The following is a 16,237-nucleotide window of genomic DNA, read 5'->3' as shown; positions in this document are numbered from 1 at the left end:
TGCCACGCGCGCCCCCCGCCCGCCGACGACATCACGGTGGCTGCCACGGAACCAGACCTCCTCGACACCGCCGGCCGCCGGGCAGAGGGATTGCGCGCCGAACGGCCCGTAACCGCCGTCGATGGCGACGGCGTGACGCGCGACGATGACGTTGGTCAGCGGGTCGGGCCGGCCGGGCGGTGGCACTCCCGGCACCCCGATCGTGTCCCACAGGCCCAGGAAGTCGACGTCGACCGCGATGTCACCGCACCCGGTGAGCTGTTCCACCAGCGTCCCGAGGCGCTGCCAGTCCGACGGGCTGCGGCGGGTGCGCGGCATGGCGCACGTCGACAACACGTACTGCGTGAAGTCTGTGGCGGGCCACCCGCCGACATCGGGTCCGCGCAGGACTCCGACCGTGCCCAGCAGTCGGGTGAGTGCCCGCGCGCAGGAGGCGCCGCGGCCGCCGCCGAACAGGAAGAGCCGATCGCCGGGCACCCACCGCTGGACGAGGAACTCGTAGGCCTCGATCACCGACGTGCGGGCGACGTCGAGCGCCGCGGAGTGCCGCCCTCGGACGGCGAAGCGATACCGGTCCGCGGGCGGAGGGCCCACAGGGGACCAGACGACCTGGTGGTCGTCGGAGCGCATCAGCGCGCGCAGAGCCGATGTGTTGGTCACCTCCGACGGCCTGGAGCGGTCGCGGGCGTGGCCGAAAAACAGCGCGATGTTCTTCACGAAGACCCCCGACGTGAGTGGGTGACAGCGCTGTCTGATGAGTTTGCCAGAATCGTGGCGCGGTGTCTTCGCTTTGCCGTCGGTTCTCGGAACTCTGCGGCTCTTACCTGCAATCAGCAGCTGTGCGTCACCCGGTCGACAGCATTAGCTAGGAGAGCGGCACCTCGACGCCGGGGCTGATCGGGTCCGCGTGCAGCTCGATGGACTCGGGTGTGGTTCCGGTGGGCACGTCGAACGCGACCGAGACGTCCGCCTGATCCCCCGGGTTCAGCTCGGCGAGCGCCCCGCCGGTGTAGAACGTCGCCTCGTCATCGATCGAGTACACCGCGCCACCCGCCTTGAGCTTCTGGAATGTGCCCAGGAACGTCGCCGGTGCATCGCTGACGTTGGTCACCGTCATGTGCACGACGATGTACTCACCCGCGGCGGTCTTCTCGACCGGAAGGTCGGCGGAGACGACGGTCGATCCGACCTCGGTGCCGTGCACCGTGAACGCCAGGGCTCCGTCGACGACATCGCCGGTCTCGGCCGGTGGTGGTGCCGCCGTCGTCGCCTCGGCGGAGGTTTCGGTCGGTCCGTCACCCCAGCCGCCGCCGCCCTCGGTGGTGGTCGCCGGCGCGGTCTCGGATGTCGTCGGATCATCGGTTGTATCGGTTGCGTCGATGCTGACCGAACCGTCGTCGGCGAAGAACGCCGCGTAGACCGCCACCGCGACCAGCACGGCCAGCAGGGCCGCGCATACCGACAGATAGCGGACGAGCAGCTGTCGGTGGTCTCCGCCGACCGGGGCTACCGGCGCACCCTCGAGGGCACGGTGGGCGCCGGCATGTTCGGGTTCCGCAGCCGCTGCTGGGGGAGGTGGGGGTGGCGGAATCTGCGGTGCGGGGGCGCGGTGTTCGGTCCACGCCTGGCCGTCCCAATACCGCTGGCCGCCGGATCCGTCGGGGTCGGAATACCACCCTGCGGGCGTTTGCGGTGTTGTCATCGCGGTGCGTCCTCCGTTTAGCGCCCGCGGGGCCGAGCACCGGCCGATTATCCCATGACCTGCGCGTTGATCGAGGAAAACCGGGGTAGCCGGGTGGTCAGCCGCCCATCAGCATGCGCCACTGGTCCAGATTGCTCGCCCGGTAGACGTAGTTGGTATGGCGGACGTCGGACAACGACGCGCTCGGCTCGGCGGAGTACCAGTGCCCGGGGAAGACCGTCGGATCACCGGGCAACTGTGCCAGCGCCTGCAGGCTGTGGAACATCTCGTCGACGTTGCCGCCGGGGAAGTCGGTGCGGCCGCAACCTTCGAGGAAGAGGGTGTCACCGGCGACCAGGCGGCCGTCCAGGAGGAAACACTGGCTGCCGGGGGTGTGGCCGGGAGTGTGCAGCAGCTCGATCTCGATCTCGCCGACGCTGACCTTGTCGCCATGCTGATGAGACGTCAGCTCGCTGGGTGCGATTCCGGTGACACGTGAAACCCATTCCGCCTCATGGGTGTTGACGTGAACCGGCACGCTGACGCGGTCGAGCAGTTCGGCCAGGCCCTTGAGTTCGAATCCCATCATCGAACCGCCGATGTGGTCGGGGTGGTGGTGGGTGACCAGCACACCCGACAGGTGCATGCCGTCGGACTCCAGCGCGTCGACCAGATCCTGGGCCGCGTAGGCGGGGTCCACCACCACGGTGTCGCCGGTCTGCCGGTCTCCGATGAGGTAGGCGAAGTTGCGCATCTGCTGGGCGATCATGTCGTCGGTCGCGAAGTCGCGGCCCGCCAGCAGCTGCTTGAAGTAGAGGCGGTCTGAATCGGCCATGAGGATCAGCGTATGCACTCGGTAACGTGGAGACCGCGCTCAGGGTCGTCCATGGTCCAGCAGTGACCAGCGGTTTGGCGCCGCTATCGGTGAGAATGTACCCTCTTTAAGGCCCATCGCTCGGCGGTGGACCTCAGATCCACAAGCAAGGTAGCAGCGCCCCCTTAGCTCAGTCGGTAGAGCGTTTCCATGGTAAGGAAAAGGTCAACGGTTCGATTCCGTTAGGGGGCTCGGTGGTTCGGGAGCGGTACGCCGGCCCGTGCCCATCGGGGCGGTGTAGCTCAGCTGGTTAGAGCGCACGACTCATAATCGTGAGGTCGGGGGATCGAGTCCCCCCACCGCTACAAGTACGACGTGGAAGACCGAGTTCGTAGATTTAGGAAGAGGCACCTGACGTGGCGTCCAGTACAGACGTACGGCCGAAGATCACTTTGGCATGCGAGGTGTGCAAGCACCGTAACTACATCACCAAGAAGAACCGTCGCAACGATCCCGACCGGCTCGAGATCAAGAAGTTCTGCCCGAACTGCGGCAAGCACCAGGCTCACAAAGAGTCGCGCTGAGCGATCCGACGCGGGCCGAGTGCGTCGATTCACGGTTATTCAGGTTGACTAGGTAGGTTCAACACTCGTGTCGTTCTTGGACGGTTATGTCGGGTCGCACTTCCGCTACCCGGACCATTACGTGGTCGGCCGCGAGAAGATCCGCGAGTACGCCGTCGCAGTCAAGAACGAGGACGCGGCGTTCTTCGAGGAGAAGGCCGCCGCCGAACTCGGCTACGACGCGCTGCTGGCGCCGCTGACGTTCATCTCGGTGTTCGGTTACCAGGCGCAGGTCGCGATGTTCGACGCGGTCGGCATCGCCATCTCCGACGCGCAGATCGTCCAGGTCGATCAGATTGTCAAGTTCGTCAAGCCCATCAAGGCCGGCGACAGGCTGTACTGCGACGTGTGGATCGACTCGCTGCGCAAAGCGCACGGCACCGACATCATTGTCACCAAGAACATCGTCAGCACCGAGAACGGCGACGTGGTCCAGGAGACCTACACCACCCTTGCGGGACGTAGCGAAGAAGACGGAGAGAGTGGCTTCAGCGATGGCACTGCGTGAGTTCAGTTCGGTCAAGGTCGGCGATCAGCTTCCCGAGAAGACCATCCCCCTGACCAGGGCTGACCTGGTCAACTACGCGGGTGTGTCCGGTGACCTCAACCCGATCCACTGGGACGACGAGATCGCCAAGCAGGTCGGCCTGGACACCGCGATCGCGCACGGCATGCTCACGATGGGTCTGGGCGGCGGGTACGTCACGTCGTGGGTGGGCGACCCCGGCGCCGTCACCGAGTACAACGTGCGGTTCACCGCCGTGGTGCCGGTGCCCAACGACGGCAAGGGCGCTGAGATCGTCTTCAACGGTCGGGTGAAATCTGTTGATACGGAGAAGAAGTCGGTCACCATCGCGTTGAGCGCGACCTCCGGCGGAAAGAAGATCTTCGGCCGTGCCGTCGCGATCGCGACGCTGGCGTAGGCGGCTTCGACCATGGCTCTCAAGATGGACATCCGCGGGGTGGTCTGGAAGTACCCCGACACCTACGTGGTCGGCCGCGAACAGGTGCGTCAGTACGCTAAAGCGGTCAAGGCCCTCGACCCTGCCTCACATGACGAAGATGCCGCCACCGAACTCGGTCACAGCAGCATCGTCGCTCCGCCAACCTTCATGGCGATCTTCGCGGTGATGATCCAGAACCACTTCTTCCAGCACAACGACGTCGGCATGGAAACCATGCAGATCGTCCAGGTCGACCAGAAGTTCCTGTTCCACAATCCGATCAAGGCCGGCGACGAACTGACGGGCACGCTGTACGTCCAGACGGTCGACGAGCGCTTCGGCGCCGACATCGTCACCACGCGCAACGTGGTCGCCCGCCCGGACGGCGAGGTCGTGATGGAGTCGTACACGACCCTGATGGGGCATGAGGGCGACAACTCGATCTCGGTGAAGTGGGATCCGGAGATCGGCCAGGTCGTCCGTATCGCCACGGTCGAATAGCCCGCCCGCGGCGTGCCCCCGGATTAGTAACTCCGCCGGGGTGAGGGCTACAATCGGTCCTCGGGGTTTTCCCAGTTGAGCGCGCTGTCCGTCGGCTTTGATCGATCGAACGGAGAGCGCGCGAATTGTGTGGGCCCCTGACCCGCTATGAAGGGGCGTAGCTCAACTGGCAGAGCAGCGGTCTCCAAAACCGCAGGTTGCAGGTTCAAGTCCTGTCGCCCCTGCAACTGAATACTCGACAAGTGTGGACACTGGAAGGTGTAGCCACGAGGGACCCGATCAGAAGAAGGAAGGCATGCGGTGAGCGACGAGCGCGAAGGTGCCGGCTCCGCAGACACTGGCGCCAACACTGACAGCGGTGACACCGGGGGCCAGACGGCGGTTGTGACACGACCGCTGCGCCCCACCGGCAAGCGGTCGCGTCGCGGTGCGGCACCCGAGACGGACGCCGAAGACACCGACGATGCGCCCGATACGGACAGTTCGGGCGGCGACGACGGCGACAAGGGCGGCGGCGGCACCAAGAAGACCGCCAAGAAGCCCAAGGACGGACCGTCACGCAACCCGTTCGCCTTCATCCTGAACTACCTGCAGGAAGTCATCGGCGAGCTGCGCAAGGTCATCTGGCCGAACCGCAAGCAGATGGTCACCTACACGACCGTCGTGCTGATCTTCCTGGTGTTCATGGTGACGTTGATCGGGTTCACCGACCTGGGTCTCGGCCGGCTCGTGATGATGGTGTTCGGCTGACCCGGGTGGGTTGGCGAACACCGACAGTGAAATTGAGAGAGGACTACACGTGACAAGCTTCGACGGCGAAACGCCTTCGGGTGACACCGTCGACACCATCGAGGTCGACGAGGCCAACGCCGAGGTCGCTTCGGAGGCCGAGGGGACCGACGAGGACGCCGCGACCGCTGAGGCTGCCGACTCCGCCGAGGCTGCTGACTCCGCTGAGGTTGCTGACGAGGACGAAGATCCTGCCGTCGCGCTCAAGAAGGAGCTGCGCCTCAAGCCGGGCGAGTGGTACGTCATCCACTCCTACGCCGGTTACGAGAACAAGGTGAAGGCCAACCTCGAGACGCGCGTGCAGAACCTCGATGTCGGCGACTACATCTTCCAGGTCGAGGTGCCCACCGAAGAGGTCACCGAGATCAAGAACGGCCAGCGCAAGCAGGTCAACCGCAAGGTGCTGCCGGGTTACATCCTGGTTCGCATGGAGCTCAACGACGAGTCCTGGGGCGCGGTGCGTAACACCCCCGGCGTGACGGGATTCGTCGGAGCCACCTCGCGTCCGTCGCCGCTGTCGCTCGACGACGTCGTCAAGTTCCTGCTGCCGCCCGCTGCAGCCAAGAAGCCGGCCAAGAGCACGTCCGGTGCGGCCGCTGCCGCGGAGACCGGCGGCCTCGAGCGTCCGGAGATCCTGGTCGACTTCGAGGTCGGCGAGTCGGTCACCGTCATGGACGGCCCGTTCGCGACGCTGCCGGCGTCGATCAGCGAAGTCAACGCCGAACAGCAGAAGCTCAAGGTGCTGGTGTCCATCTTCGGCCGCGAGACACCCGTCGAACTGACCTTCACCCAGGTCGCCAAGATCTAACCGGCACTCGTGCCCACGTAAAGAAAAGGAACACCACAGAGCATGGCCCCGAAGAAGAAAAAGGTCGTCGGGCTGATCAAGCTGCAGATCCAGGCCGGGCAGGCCAACCCCGCCCCGCCGGTTGGTCCCGCGCTCGGTCAGCACGGCGTCAACATCATGGAATTCTGCAAGGCGTACAACGCCGCGACCGAGTCGCAGCGTGGCAACGTCATCCCCGTGGAGATCTCGGTCTACGAGGACCGCACCTTCACGTTTGCGCTGAAGACGCCGCCCGCGGCGAAGCTGCTGCTCAAGGCGGCAGGCGTGGCGAAGGGGTCCGGCGAGCCGCACAAGACCAAGGTCGCCAAGGTGTCCTGGGATCAGGTGCGCGAGATCGCCGAGACCAAGAAGGAAGACCTGAACGCCAACGACATCGATCAGGCCGCCAAGATCATCGCCGGGACCGCCCGGTCGATGGGGATCACCGTCGAATAATTCGGCGTGATCCACCGTTGAGACTGCACTGAGGGCGACAAAGTCCGAGTGTGGACCGCCGTGAGCGCAGTCTCGACTCAATGATCCCGTGGGAGGGCCAGCTACGGCCCGCTGACCACAACTTCTGAACAGGAGATACCAATGAGCAAGAACAGCAAGGCATACCGCGAAGCCGCCGAGAAGATCGACCGCGAGCAGTTGTACACGCCCCTGGAGGCTGCGAAGCTGGCCAAGGAGACGTCGTCGAAGAAGCAGGATGCGACCGTCGAGGTGGCGATCCGACTCGGTGTTGATCCGCGTAAGGCCGATCAGATGGTGCGTGGCACCGTGAACCTGCCACACGGCACCGGTAAGACCGCTCGCGTGGCGGTGTTCGCCGTCGGTGACAAGGCCGAGGCCGCCGAAGCCGCGGGCGCTGACATCGTCGGCAGCGACGACCTGATCGAGAAGATCCAGGGCGGTTTCCTGGACTTCGACGCCGCGATCGCGACGCCGGACCAGATGGCCAAAGTCGGTCGTATCGCCCGCATCCTCGGCCCGCGTGGCCTGATGCCGAACCCGAAGACCGGCACTGTCACCCCGGACGTGGCCAAGGCCGTGTCGGACATCAAGGGCGGCAAGATCAACTTCCGCGTCGACAAGCAGGCCAATCTGCACTTCGTGATCGGCAAGGCGTCGTTCGACGAGAAGTCGCTGGTCGAGAACTACGGTGCCGCGCTCGACGAGATCCTGCGCGCCAAGCCGTCGTCGTCGAAGGGGCGCTACCTGAAGAAGGTCGTCGTCTCGACCACCACCGGACCGGGTATCGCGGTGGACCCGGCGGTGACCCGGAACCTCGTGGAGGAGTAGGCCGCCAGGCCGGATCCGACCATCCTCGGCGAGGAGTAGGCCGCCAGGCCGGATCCGACCATTCTCGTGGAGGAGTAGGCCGCCAGATACAGACAAGAATCCCCGCACCCATCGGTGCGGGGATTCTTGTGTCCTCAAACGATTTTGGAGCGCTCCTCGGTCACCGCATACGTCCGGTTCGGCCGATGCCACCGCCCCCCACGAACGGTGGTTCTGCTTCAACCCGGAAGTTCGACGCCGCGTCCCCCATCCGACTTCGATGTGGTGGCCGAGAAGCACTCCGGCAGCAACATAACACCCGACGGGGCCGTGGGTGGACTCATCGGAGATATTTGTGGGCGAAAGCGTTGTGCGGACGGGTTTCCGCCGATTTTCGACCCCAGTCCGAGGTGCTCGCCCACGATCTGCCGCGTGGCTGCGCAAACTCATTATTTTTGATGGCAAACACTTCAGGGGCGCTCATCGCCGATGCCGACGAGTTTGCTGGTTTGCCGGTCTGCGGTCGCCGGGATATGTGATCGTGGGCGCATGCGTAATCAGGCCCGTGCGCTGGTGCTTGTCGTCACGTCCCTGCTGGCCGCGATGTGCTTGGGCATCGTGTCGGCCTTCATGGGGGCGGTGGCACTCGGCGCCACCGCGCTGATCGTGCCAGGCACCGGGACACCCAACGCCAATGTCGTCAGCGACTACCGCGAGAACGTATGGAACTGGTACATCGACGGCGTCGCGTGCACCGACGCCGTCGACTGCGCTGATCCGGACCTGGTCGGCATCGACTACCCGGCGTCGTTCTGGCCGATGTCCTTCCTGCCCGACTGGTGCGTCGCCGGTCGCTGCGAGAAGTGGGACGTCTCCGTCGGCGAGGGAACCGACAATCTGATCGCCGCGCTGGCGCCGTTCCTCGATGACACCTCCACCGAGAACGTCTTCATCTTCGGGTACTCCCAGGGAGGCGATGTCGTCGCCCAGACCATGGAGTACCTCGCGGGTCTGGATTTGTCCGACGACGTGAAGGACCGGTTGAAGGTCGTCACGATCGGCGGCATCGAGAATCCCGACGGCGGCCTGTGGCAGCGGTTGGCATGGCTGCGATATCTGCTCGGCGAGCCGATCCCGATCCTCGACCTGTCGTTCGAGCCGGGCATGCCGGTGGACACCGGAATCGTCAGCACCACAATCGGTTTCGAGTACGATCCGGTGGTCTACGCACCCCGCTACTGGGGGAACCTGCTCGCGGTGCTCAACATGGTCGCCGCCTTCGACACCGTGCACGGGTATTACCTGTCGCCCAACGGCGAGGATGAGTCCGCGGTCCTGCCCTACGGCTACACCCCCGGCACACTGGCGCCGCAGCTGAATTGTGACCTGAGCCCGGCGAACTGTCGCACGGACAGCTACGGCAACACCTACATCATGATTCCGGCCACGACGCTGCCGTTGACGGATCTGGTTCGATCGCTGACGGACTCGATAGGTCTCGGGTCTCTGGCCAAGCCGTTCATCGATCTGGTCGAACCGGTGCTGAAGGTGATGGTCGACCTCGGTTTCGACTGGTCCGGTGATCCCGGGGTGTCCCGAGGTTCGACGATCCTGCCGTTCAAGATCTTCCAGAACTGGATCAAGGTGGGTGTCGACCTCGCGGTGGCCGCCGCCGAGGGCGTCGAGGCGTTCCTCGGCAACTTCGGCATCGGCGCGGCGGCGACACAACAGCGGATGTCCGAGCAGGACGACCTCGCTCCGACGTCAGATCCGACGACGAACGAGGATGCCGAGCGAATCGTGGCGCCGACTGCCGAGGACGAACGCGGCGACGGTGTCGAGGCCGATGCGGTGACGGTGGACGATACCGAGTCCGCCCGTGGGGAGGCCGAACTCGACGATGTCACCACGCAAGACGTCGTGACCGAGGATCCGGTCCCCGGGGACGAGGACAAGCGGCTGGATGACGACGTCACCGATGACGACGTCACCGAAGCGGACGCCACCGATGAGGACGTCACCGAAGAGGATGTCGCTGAAGAGGAGGCCACCGAAGAGGACGTCACGGAGAACGAGGACACCTCGGACGAGGACACCGGCGAGAGCGACACTCCAGCCGCGGCATGAGCTGACGTGAAGAATCCCCCGCGATCAGGCTCGCGGGGGATTCTTCAAAGCTTCCGGCGCCGGTGCGTCAGGCGGCGGCGCCCTGCTTCAGGTAGGTGACCAGGCTGACGTCGATGGCCTCGTCGATGAAGTAGTACTGGCAGCCGGTCAGGTACTTCATGTACCGGTTGTAGTTCTCCTCGTCGGTGGCGGCGATCGCCTCGTCCTTGGCGGCCTCCAGCCGGCTCGACCAGATGCCCAGCGTCTTGATGTAGTGATTGCGCAGCGACATCGTCTCGGGGACCACGAAGCCGGCCTTCTCGCCATGCTCGACCATCATCTGGGTGGTCGGCACCCGACCGCCCGGGAAGATCTCGGTGATCATGAACTTCACGAACCGCGCCAGCTCGAACGTCAGCTTCTTGCCGCGCTCGGCGAGGTCGTAAGGGTGGTAGCCGACGCTGCTCTGGATCGTCATCCGGCCGTCCTCGGGAAGGATGTCGTAGCAGGTCTTGAAGAAGTCGTCCCAGCGGTCCTTGCCGAAGTGCTCGAACGCCTCGATCGACACGATCCGGTCCACGGGGCTGTGGAACTGCTCCCAGCCCTCCAGTCGCACGTCGAAGCTGCGCTCGGAATCGACCTTGCTCAGCAGCTGATTGCAGTAGGCCTGCTGGTTCTTGCTCAGGGTCAGGCCGATGACGTTGACGTCGTACTTCTCCATCGCGCGCTGCAGGGTCAGGCCCCAGCCGCAGCCGACCTCGAGCAGCGTCATGCCGGGCTTGAGGTCCAACCGGTCCAGGTGCTGGTCGACGTTGGCGATCTGTGCCTCGGACAGCGTGACGTTGGGTCCGGTGAAGAACGCGCAGCTGTACTTACGCGTCGGATCCTGGAAGACGCCGAAAAAATCGTCGGACAGGTCGTAATGAGCCTGGATGTCCTCGAAATGAGGCGTCATATCCTTGGTGCCGGTGGATTGATCAGACATGTTTTCCTTGCTCCGCTGTGCTGACGATGTGGAGAGACCGTACCGAAAGCGCGCCCCGACTTTCTGCAAACACGCGCTCTGAAGCGTCAACCCTAGCGTTTTGGTAGGCCGCCGACCCAATCCCGGACGCGCTGCCCCTACTTGGCGAGCGTGAACTGATTGACGTCGATGTACCCGATCCGGAATCCGTCCGCGCAGCCGGTCAGGTAATGCATGTACCGGTCGTAGACCTCTTCGGACTGCACGGCGATGGCCTCGTCTTTCTTGGCCTCCAGCGCGGCCGCCCACAGGTCCAGCGTGCGCGCGTAGTGCGGCTGCAGCGACTGTGTGCGGGTCAGTTCGAACCCCGGCTTTGCGGCATGCTCACCCACCAGCTCGATGGTCGGCAGATATCCGCCCGGGAAGATCTCCGTCAGGATGAATTTGACGAACTTGGCGACCGAGATGGTGAGTGGCATCCCGCGTTCGGCCATATCCGGCAGCGTCAGCGCGGTGATGGTGTGCAGCAGCATCACGCCGTCGTCCGGAAGCACCTTGTAGGCCATCGCGAAGAAATCGTCCCAGCGGTCCCGGCCGAAGTGCTCGAAAGCGCCGATCGACACGATGCGGTCGACGGGCTGGTCGAACTGCTCCCAGCCCTGCAGCAGGACTTTCTTGTCGCGAGGACTGTCGGAGGCGGCGAACACCTTCTCCACATGGGCCTTCTGGTTTTCGCTCAGGGTCAGGCCGATAACGTTGACGTCGTACTTCTCGACCGCCCGCATCATCGTGGAACCCCAGCCGCAGCCGATGTCGAGCAACGTCATCCCCGGCTGCAGGCCGAGTTTGCCCAGCGCCAGATCCACCTTGGCCAGCTGGGCTTCTTCCAAGGTCATGTCGTCGCGCTCGAAGTACGCACAGCTGTACGTCTGCGACGGATCCAGGAACAACCTGAAGAACTCGTCGGACAAGTCGTAGTGCGCCTGGACGTCTTCGAAATGCGGTTTGAGATTGCGTTTTGTCGAAGCCATGGTGTCAGACGTTCCTTGAGGGCACTGCCCGAAGAGGTTCTTCTGAAACGGCGGTCATGTGCCCGTCTGGCATGCTACGTGCATTTCGGGGCGCCCGATTTGACGTGTGAGTCAGGCCACCTCGGCGAAGGTGGTCGTCAGCTCGCCGACGATGTCGTCCCAGAGCGGTTCGGGAAGCTCGTGACCCATGCCGTCGAAGAGCACCAGCCGGGCCCCAGTGATCGCGCGCGCAATCGCCCGTCCACCGGACGGCCGCATCAACTTGTCGGCTCTGCCGTGGATGACGACCGTGGGTGCGGTGATCTGCTTGTCGTAGTGCAGCAGGCTGCCGCTACCGGTGATCGCATTGAACTGCCGGGCGATGCCGTGGGGATTGAAAGCCCTGTCGTAGAGCGCAATTGCATCCGCGCGCAGTGTCTCGTCCGAGGACGGATAACCGGGACTGCCGATGATCCTGCTCACCCGGATCGAGTTTTCGACGATGACCTCACGAGGCGAATTGGGCGACGGGCCGGTGACGATGGCGAGCAGCTGCTGGGGCCCCGGAGGGGGCAGTAGCGCCTGGTTGTTCGACGAGAAGATCACCCCCAAGGCCCGGGTGCGCGCGGCATGGCGCGCCGCGAAGACCTGGGCGATCATGCCGCCCATCGAGGCGCCGACGACGTGCGCCCTGTCGATGCCCAGATGGTCGAGCAGTCCCGCGGCGTCGTCGGCCATGTCCTCGAGCGTGTAGACCGACGGGCTCTTGAAGCCCACCAACGATCGGAGCATGTTGCCGACCTGCGAGCCCTTTGTGCGCTGGCCGTCGAAATGGCTGGACAATCCGGCATCACGGTTGTCGAAGCGGATCACTCGCAGACCCTGGTCCACCAGCTTGCGGCAGAACTCCTCGCGCCAGAGCACCAGCTGCGCCCCGAGTCCCATGACCAGTAGTACCGCCGGGTCGTCGGGGTTGCCCATGTCCTCGTAGTGGATCTTGAGATCCCCGCCCAAGCCCGCCTTGCCTTCCCTGACCTCCACGGTTGGCTCAGACCTCCAGCGCGGAGTTCTTGTGCTCGCGGCTGATCTCCACCATGAAGTTGGCGAAGTATCCGGTGAGCTGCGGATCGCTCATCATCTGCCAGCGCGGGGCCAGCAACTTCATGTAGCGCTCGACGTAGAGGAACTGCTTGCCGATGAGGACCAGCTCACGGGGCAGCTTGACGTCGTAGGCCTCGGCCAGCGTCGACAGTTGCTTGCCGATCTCGGCGTAGCTCAGGTCTCCCAGGGACGTCATCGTCAGCGGGGTGGCGAACTTCTCCAGGTCCTGGGCGGCCTGCGCCTCGGGTTTGACGGTGCCGACCGCGCCCATCATCACGACGATCTTGCCCGCCGTGGCGTGGTCCTTCGTCACCAGCAGCGCATGCACCAACTCGCGGAGCAGCCACCGCGTGCGCGGATCGATGCGGCCCATGATCCCGAAGTCGAAGAACACGATCTTGCCGTCGTCGTCGACATAGAGGTTGCCCGCGTGCAGATCGCCGTGGAACAGGCCGTGGCGCAGCCCGCCTTCGAACAGGCTGAACAGCAGCGCCTTGACCAGCTCGGTGCCGTCCAACCCCTTCTTGCGGATCGCGGCGACGTCGTCGATGCGCACACCGGTGATGCGCTCCATCGTCAGCACCCGCTCGCTGGTCAGATCCCAGTACACCTGCGGCACCCGGATGTTCTTGCCCAGCGGGGAGGCGTGCATGTGCGCCAGCCACGCGTCCATCGACTGCGCCTCGAGCCGGAAGTCGAGTTCTTCGGCGAGGTTGTCGGCGAAGTCCGCGACGACGTCCTGGGCGGACAGCCGCTGACCGAGCTTCACGAACTCGACGAGCCGCGCGCCGCGCTTGAGGATCTGCAGATCGGCGGCCACTCGGCGACGGATACCGGGCCGCTGGATCTTGACCACGACCTCTTCGCCGGAGTGCAGCGTGGCGTAGTGCACCTGCGCGATCGACGCCGAGGCGAACGGCTTCCCGTCGAACGACTTGAACAGGTTCTTCGGGTCGTCGCCGAGATCCTCGTGGAACAACTTGTGCACGGCGTCGGGGTCCGCGGGCGGCACCCGGTCGAGCAGGCTGCGGAACTCGCGGCTCAGCGGTTCGCCGAATGCCCCCGGGCTGGACGCGATGATCTGCCCGAACTTGACGTAGGTGGGGCCGAGGTCGGCGAAGGTCTGCGGGATCTGCTTGACGATCTTCTGCTGCAGCGACCCCCGGCCGGTGAGCTTGGAGACCACGCGCGCGCCGGTGCGCGTCACCTGCCATCCGGTGGCTCCGACGCGGGCTGCCTCGACAGGCAGCGGCACCCGGTCGAGCTTGGCAACCTCGCGGTGCTGTGTCTTTCGGGTAGGGCTCATAGCTGCAGTGTCTCAAAATCTGTGGAAGCGCGAAAAAAGGTGTGCCCCCGGTCACAGTTGCTGTGATCAGGCGAAGGCGTCCTCGAGCTCGGTACGGGTGCGCACCGGGTCGCTGCCCGGCTTGTGGGTCGGCACGGTGTGTGGCGCCAATGCCGGATCGATGCCGTCGGCGACGCGGGCTTTCGCCTGTTCGAACTCGGGCACGGGGCCGGACGCGATGTGGATCCCGTTGATGATCGACCACACCATCGCACGACGGGCGGTGCGCTCGATGATGTGGGGGTCACGATGCTGGATGAGCCCTTTGGCCCATCGTGGCATCGTGTCGCGGACGGCCCAGTTGAGCGCGCTCTGCGCCAACGGCAGGTTGGGTCCGGTCGCCATCGCGGCGCCGTAGGTGAGGGCCAGTTTGGGCAGGTAGGACTCCAGGCAGTCCAGCGTCTCCTGCTTTGTGGTCGGCAGGTCTGTTCCCCCGAGGGCGTGCCCGACACGCACGAACTCCCCGTAGTAGCGGTCGATATCCTTGCCGCGCAACGGTTGTGGATGGTAAAGCTGGTGCGCCGTGGCGATGCCCCACACCACCGTCGCGTAGTTCCACCGCAACCATTCGGGATCGTCGGCGTCGTAGCGGGCGCCGTCCGGCCGGGTGCCCTTGATGGTGTGGTGCATCGAACGGACCGCCAATGCGAGGCGTTCGGCGGTTGCGGTCGAGCCGTAGGCGGTGCCGATGAAAAACGCCACCGAGTGGCCGAGGCGCACCGCGGCCCCCTTCGGATCGATCTGCGGCATCGCGGCTTCCCGCGATTCCTGCGTGACCAGCCGCGAGTGGTGCACTCCCATCCAGTAGATCGACGGGTCGAGCCGTTCGATGTAGGCGGCGCACTGCAAGCCGAACACCAGGGAGTGCATATGGGAGTGCACATGCCACACCGCGCTGTCCGGCCCGAACCAGCCGGGATCGCCCACCGGTTCGGCGAACTCCATGCCGCGGAAGAAGTGCCGGCGCGCGTCCTGATCGAACCGCTTGTTCAGCAGTTGTCCGACGATCTGATGCGGCAGGAACATCAAGGCCTCCAAGAGTGGTCACGGGTGTGCCCAGAATACAGTTTGGGCACGGTTGTGACCAGAAGTGATCCGAAGCGGCTTAGGCTGGGTCGATGTCCAGCGCTGGAGCCGATTCGACGGCAACCCCGACCCGGTGGGCAGGGGTGTCTTTGACCGACCGTCGCGCGGAGCGGCGCGCGCTGCTGGTCGACGCCGCATTCAGGCTCTTCGGCGACGGTGGTGAGGCCGCGCTGTCGGTGCGCTCGGTATCCCGCGAGTGCGGGCTGAACACCCGGTACTTCTATGAGAGCTTCAGCGATACCGACGACCTGCTGGGCGCCGTCTACGACCGGGTCAGCGCCGAACTCGGAGAGGCCGTCGGCAACGCCATGGCCCGGGCGGATGGCTCGCTGCGGGGACGTACCCGGGCCGGCATCGCCGCGGTGCTCGACTTCAGTTCCGCCGATCCACGTCGCGGCCGGGTGCTGTTCACCGATGCGCGCGCCAACCCGGCGCTCGCGGTACGGCGGGCGGCGACGCAGGATCAGCTTCGCGAAGGCGTGCTGACCGAGGGCTGGCGACTGCATCCGGGCACCGACCCGATCGCCGCGGTGGTCGGCGCGGCGATGTACACCGGCGCGATGGCCGAGTTGGCCCAGCAGTGGCTGGCCGGGCATCTCGGCGACGACCTCGATGTCGTGGTGGATTACGCGCTGCAGTTCGTGCTCCGCTGACTCGCCCGTTCCTTGTTCGCCGAGATTGCGTTCTGTGCGGTCTTTCGTGGGTTTGTGGCGCGTGGAATACCGTTTCGGCGGGGGTTGGGGGTGGGTTTCTGCCAGGGGGCGCTCAATTGCTGCCAGGGGAAATGAACGGTGTGGGGGCGCGGTTGGACCGGTCAGAACCAACACGAACCACACATAGGGAAGAGCAGAAAATGAAGAACACCACCGCCACCGTCACCGCCACCACCGCCGCTGTCGCAGGATTCGCCGCCGCCCTCGTGGGCCTGGCCGCACCGGCTGCCGCCGCCCCCGCTGGAGGCTCGGCCACCGACACCATCAGCTCACTGGAAGCCGACGGCAACCGCGTCGTGGTCAACCGCCAGGGCTCCACCGCACTGTCGAGCGCCGAGGTCGTCGGTGTCCGCCAGGGCCTGCCGATCACCGAGTACGTCTGGGACGCCCAGGGCGACCGCCGCGTTCTCGAAACCACCGGCAACGTCTACTTCGTCGACGTCAAGTAAC

The 16,237-nt window shown here is 65.1% G+C and carries 19 protein-coding genes and 3 tRNA genes; 14 read left to right on the top strand and 8 right to left on the bottom strand.

The genetic code is table 11. The annotated features are described in order from the left end of the window. The 3 genes from WA965_RS14210 to WA965_RS14200 all read right to left on the bottom strand — a co-directional run. Window positions 1-717: phospholipase effector Tle1 domain-containing protein (locus tag WA965_RS14210; protein ID WP_526447665.1), on the bottom strand; the 717-nt coding region annotated here is incomplete at its 3' end. A gap of 148 nt (window positions 718-865) precedes the next feature. Then, window positions 866-1,702, bottom strand: a complete 837-nt coding sequence (locus tag WA965_RS14205) for a DUF4352 domain-containing protein (RefSeq protein WP_526293987.1) — start codon at window positions 1,700-1,702, stop codon at window positions 866-868. 97 nt (window positions 1,703-1,799) lie between these two features. Then, entirely contained in the window at window positions 1,800-2,516 is a 717-nt protein-coding gene (locus tag WA965_RS14200) for an MBL fold metallo-hydrolase (protein WP_526293986.1), read from the bottom strand. Between the two features lie 158 nt (window positions 2,517-2,674). On the opposite strand from WA965_RS14200, the gene WA965_RS14195 reads away from it, so the two are divergent. The 12 genes from WA965_RS14195 (at window position 2,675) to WA965_RS14140 (ending at window position 9,589) form a co-directional block, all read left to right on the top strand. Then, window positions 2,675-2,747 (top strand) — tRNA-Thr (locus WA965_RS14195). A gap of 39 nt (window positions 2,748-2,786) precedes the next feature. Beyond that, window positions 2,787-2,860 (top strand) — tRNA-Met (locus tag WA965_RS14190). A 51-nt stretch (window positions 2,861-2,911) separates the two neighbouring features. Continuing rightward, a complete protein-coding gene (gene rpmG, locus WA965_RS14185; protein ID WP_003929651.1) occupies window positions 2,912-3,079 on the top strand; it encodes a 50S ribosomal protein L33 in 168 nt (55 codons plus the stop codon). 67 nt (window positions 3,080-3,146) lie between these two features. Further along, window positions 3,147-3,626, top strand: a complete 480-nt coding sequence (gene hadA, locus WA965_RS14180; protein WP_526296920.1) for a (3R)-hydroxyacyl-ACP dehydratase subunit HadA — start codon at window positions 3,147-3,149, stop codon at window positions 3,624-3,626. Further along, window positions 3,613-4,041: a (3R)-hydroxyacyl-ACP dehydratase subunit HadB gene (gene hadB, locus WA965_RS14175; RefSeq protein WP_178358974.1), complete on the top strand. Its 429-nt coding sequence runs from the start codon at window positions 3,613-3,615 to the stop codon at window positions 4,039-4,041. Before hadA ends, hadB begins: the two co-directional genes overlap by 14 nt. A gap of 12 nt (window positions 4,042-4,053) precedes the next feature. Next, a complete protein-coding gene (gene hadC, locus WA965_RS14170) occupies window positions 4,054-4,563 on the top strand; it encodes a (3R)-hydroxyacyl-ACP dehydratase subunit HadC (RefSeq protein ID WP_526296922.1) in 510 nt (169 codons plus the stop codon). Window positions 4,564-4,714: 151 nt separating this feature from the next. Beyond that, a tRNA-Trp gene (locus tag WA965_RS14165) sits at window positions 4,715-4,787 on the top strand. Window positions 4,788-4,863: 76 nt separating this feature from the next. Continuing rightward, the gene (gene secE / locus WA965_RS14160; RefSeq protein WP_526296924.1) at window positions 4,864-5,313 is read left to right on the top strand and encodes a preprotein translocase subunit SecE; all 450 of its coding nucleotides are present in this window, start codon (window positions 4,864-4,866) and stop codon (window positions 5,311-5,313) included. 49 nt (window positions 5,314-5,362) lie between these two features. Next, complete coding sequence (gene nusG, locus WA965_RS14155) at window positions 5,363-6,160, top strand: transcription termination/antitermination protein NusG (RefSeq protein WP_526296926.1); 798 nt, start codon at window positions 5,363-5,365, stop codon at window positions 6,158-6,160. Between the two features lie 42 nt (window positions 6,161-6,202). Then, the gene (rplK, locus tag WA965_RS14150) at window positions 6,203-6,634 is read left to right on the top strand and encodes a 50S ribosomal protein L11 (RefSeq protein ID WP_178358711.1); all 432 of its coding nucleotides are present in this window, start codon (window positions 6,203-6,205) and stop codon (window positions 6,632-6,634) included. A 141-nt stretch (window positions 6,635-6,775) separates the two neighbouring features. Continuing rightward, the gene (gene rplA, locus WA965_RS14145; protein ID WP_526296928.1) at window positions 6,776-7,483 is read left to right on the top strand and encodes a 50S ribosomal protein L1; all 708 of its coding nucleotides are present in this window, start codon (window positions 6,776-6,778) and stop codon (window positions 7,481-7,483) included. 528 nt (window positions 7,484-8,011) lie between these two features. Further along, window positions 8,012-9,589 carry a PE-PPE domain-containing protein gene (locus WA965_RS14140; protein WP_526447663.1) on the top strand — a complete coding sequence of 526 codons (1,578 nt, stop codon included), beginning with the start codon at window positions 8,012-8,014 and terminating at the stop codon, window positions 9,587-9,589. Window positions 9,590-9,656: 67 nt separating this feature from the next. Here the strand turns inward: WA965_RS14140 and WA965_RS14135 are convergent, their stop codons facing one another. The 5 genes from WA965_RS14135 to WA965_RS14115 all read right to left on the bottom strand — a co-directional run bounded on the left by WA965_RS14135 (window position 9,657) and on the right by WA965_RS14115 (window position 15,014). Next, entirely contained in the window at window positions 9,657-10,553 is an 897-nt protein-coding gene (locus WA965_RS14135; RefSeq protein ID WP_526296932.1) for a cyclopropane mycolic acid synthase family methyltransferase, read from the bottom strand. A gap of 137 nt (window positions 10,554-10,690) precedes the next feature. After that, entirely contained in the window at window positions 10,691-11,563 is an 873-nt protein-coding gene (locus WA965_RS14130; RefSeq protein WP_526296934.1) for a cyclopropane mycolic acid synthase family methyltransferase, read from the bottom strand. A gap of 111 nt (window positions 11,564-11,674) precedes the next feature. After that, complete coding sequence (locus WA965_RS14125) at window positions 11,675-12,583, bottom strand: alpha/beta fold hydrolase (protein ID WP_526296936.1); 909 nt, start codon at window positions 12,581-12,583, stop codon at window positions 11,675-11,677. A gap of 7 nt (window positions 12,584-12,590) precedes the next feature. Continuing rightward, complete coding sequence (locus WA965_RS14120) at window positions 12,591-13,949, bottom strand: ABC1 kinase family protein (protein WP_526296938.1); 1,359 nt, start codon at window positions 13,947-13,949, stop codon at window positions 12,591-12,593. A 66-nt stretch (window positions 13,950-14,015) separates the two neighbouring features. Then, window positions 14,016-15,014, bottom strand: a complete 999-nt coding sequence (locus tag WA965_RS14115; protein ID WP_526296940.1) for an oxygenase MpaB family protein — start codon at window positions 15,012-15,014, stop codon at window positions 14,016-14,018. A 92-nt stretch (window positions 15,015-15,106) separates the two neighbouring features. On the opposite strand from WA965_RS14115, the gene WA965_RS14110 reads away from it, so the two are divergent. After that, entirely contained in the window at window positions 15,107-15,727 is a 621-nt protein-coding gene (locus WA965_RS14110) for a TetR/AcrR family transcriptional regulator (RefSeq protein WP_526447661.1), read from the top strand. 200 nt (window positions 15,728-15,927) lie between these two features. After that, complete coding sequence (locus WA965_RS14105; protein WP_526447659.1) at window positions 15,928-16,236, top strand: hypothetical protein; 309 nt, start codon at window positions 15,928-15,930, stop codon at window positions 16,234-16,236. Window position 16,237: the final 1 nt, after the last annotated feature.

This window comes from Mycobacterium sp., from assembly GCF_049683935.1.
In the GTDB taxonomy this organism is placed as follows: domain Bacteria; phylum Actinomycetota; class Actinomycetes; order Mycobacteriales; family Mycobacteriaceae; genus Mycobacterium.
This window is presented reverse-complemented; position numbering and strand designations above follow the sequence as displayed.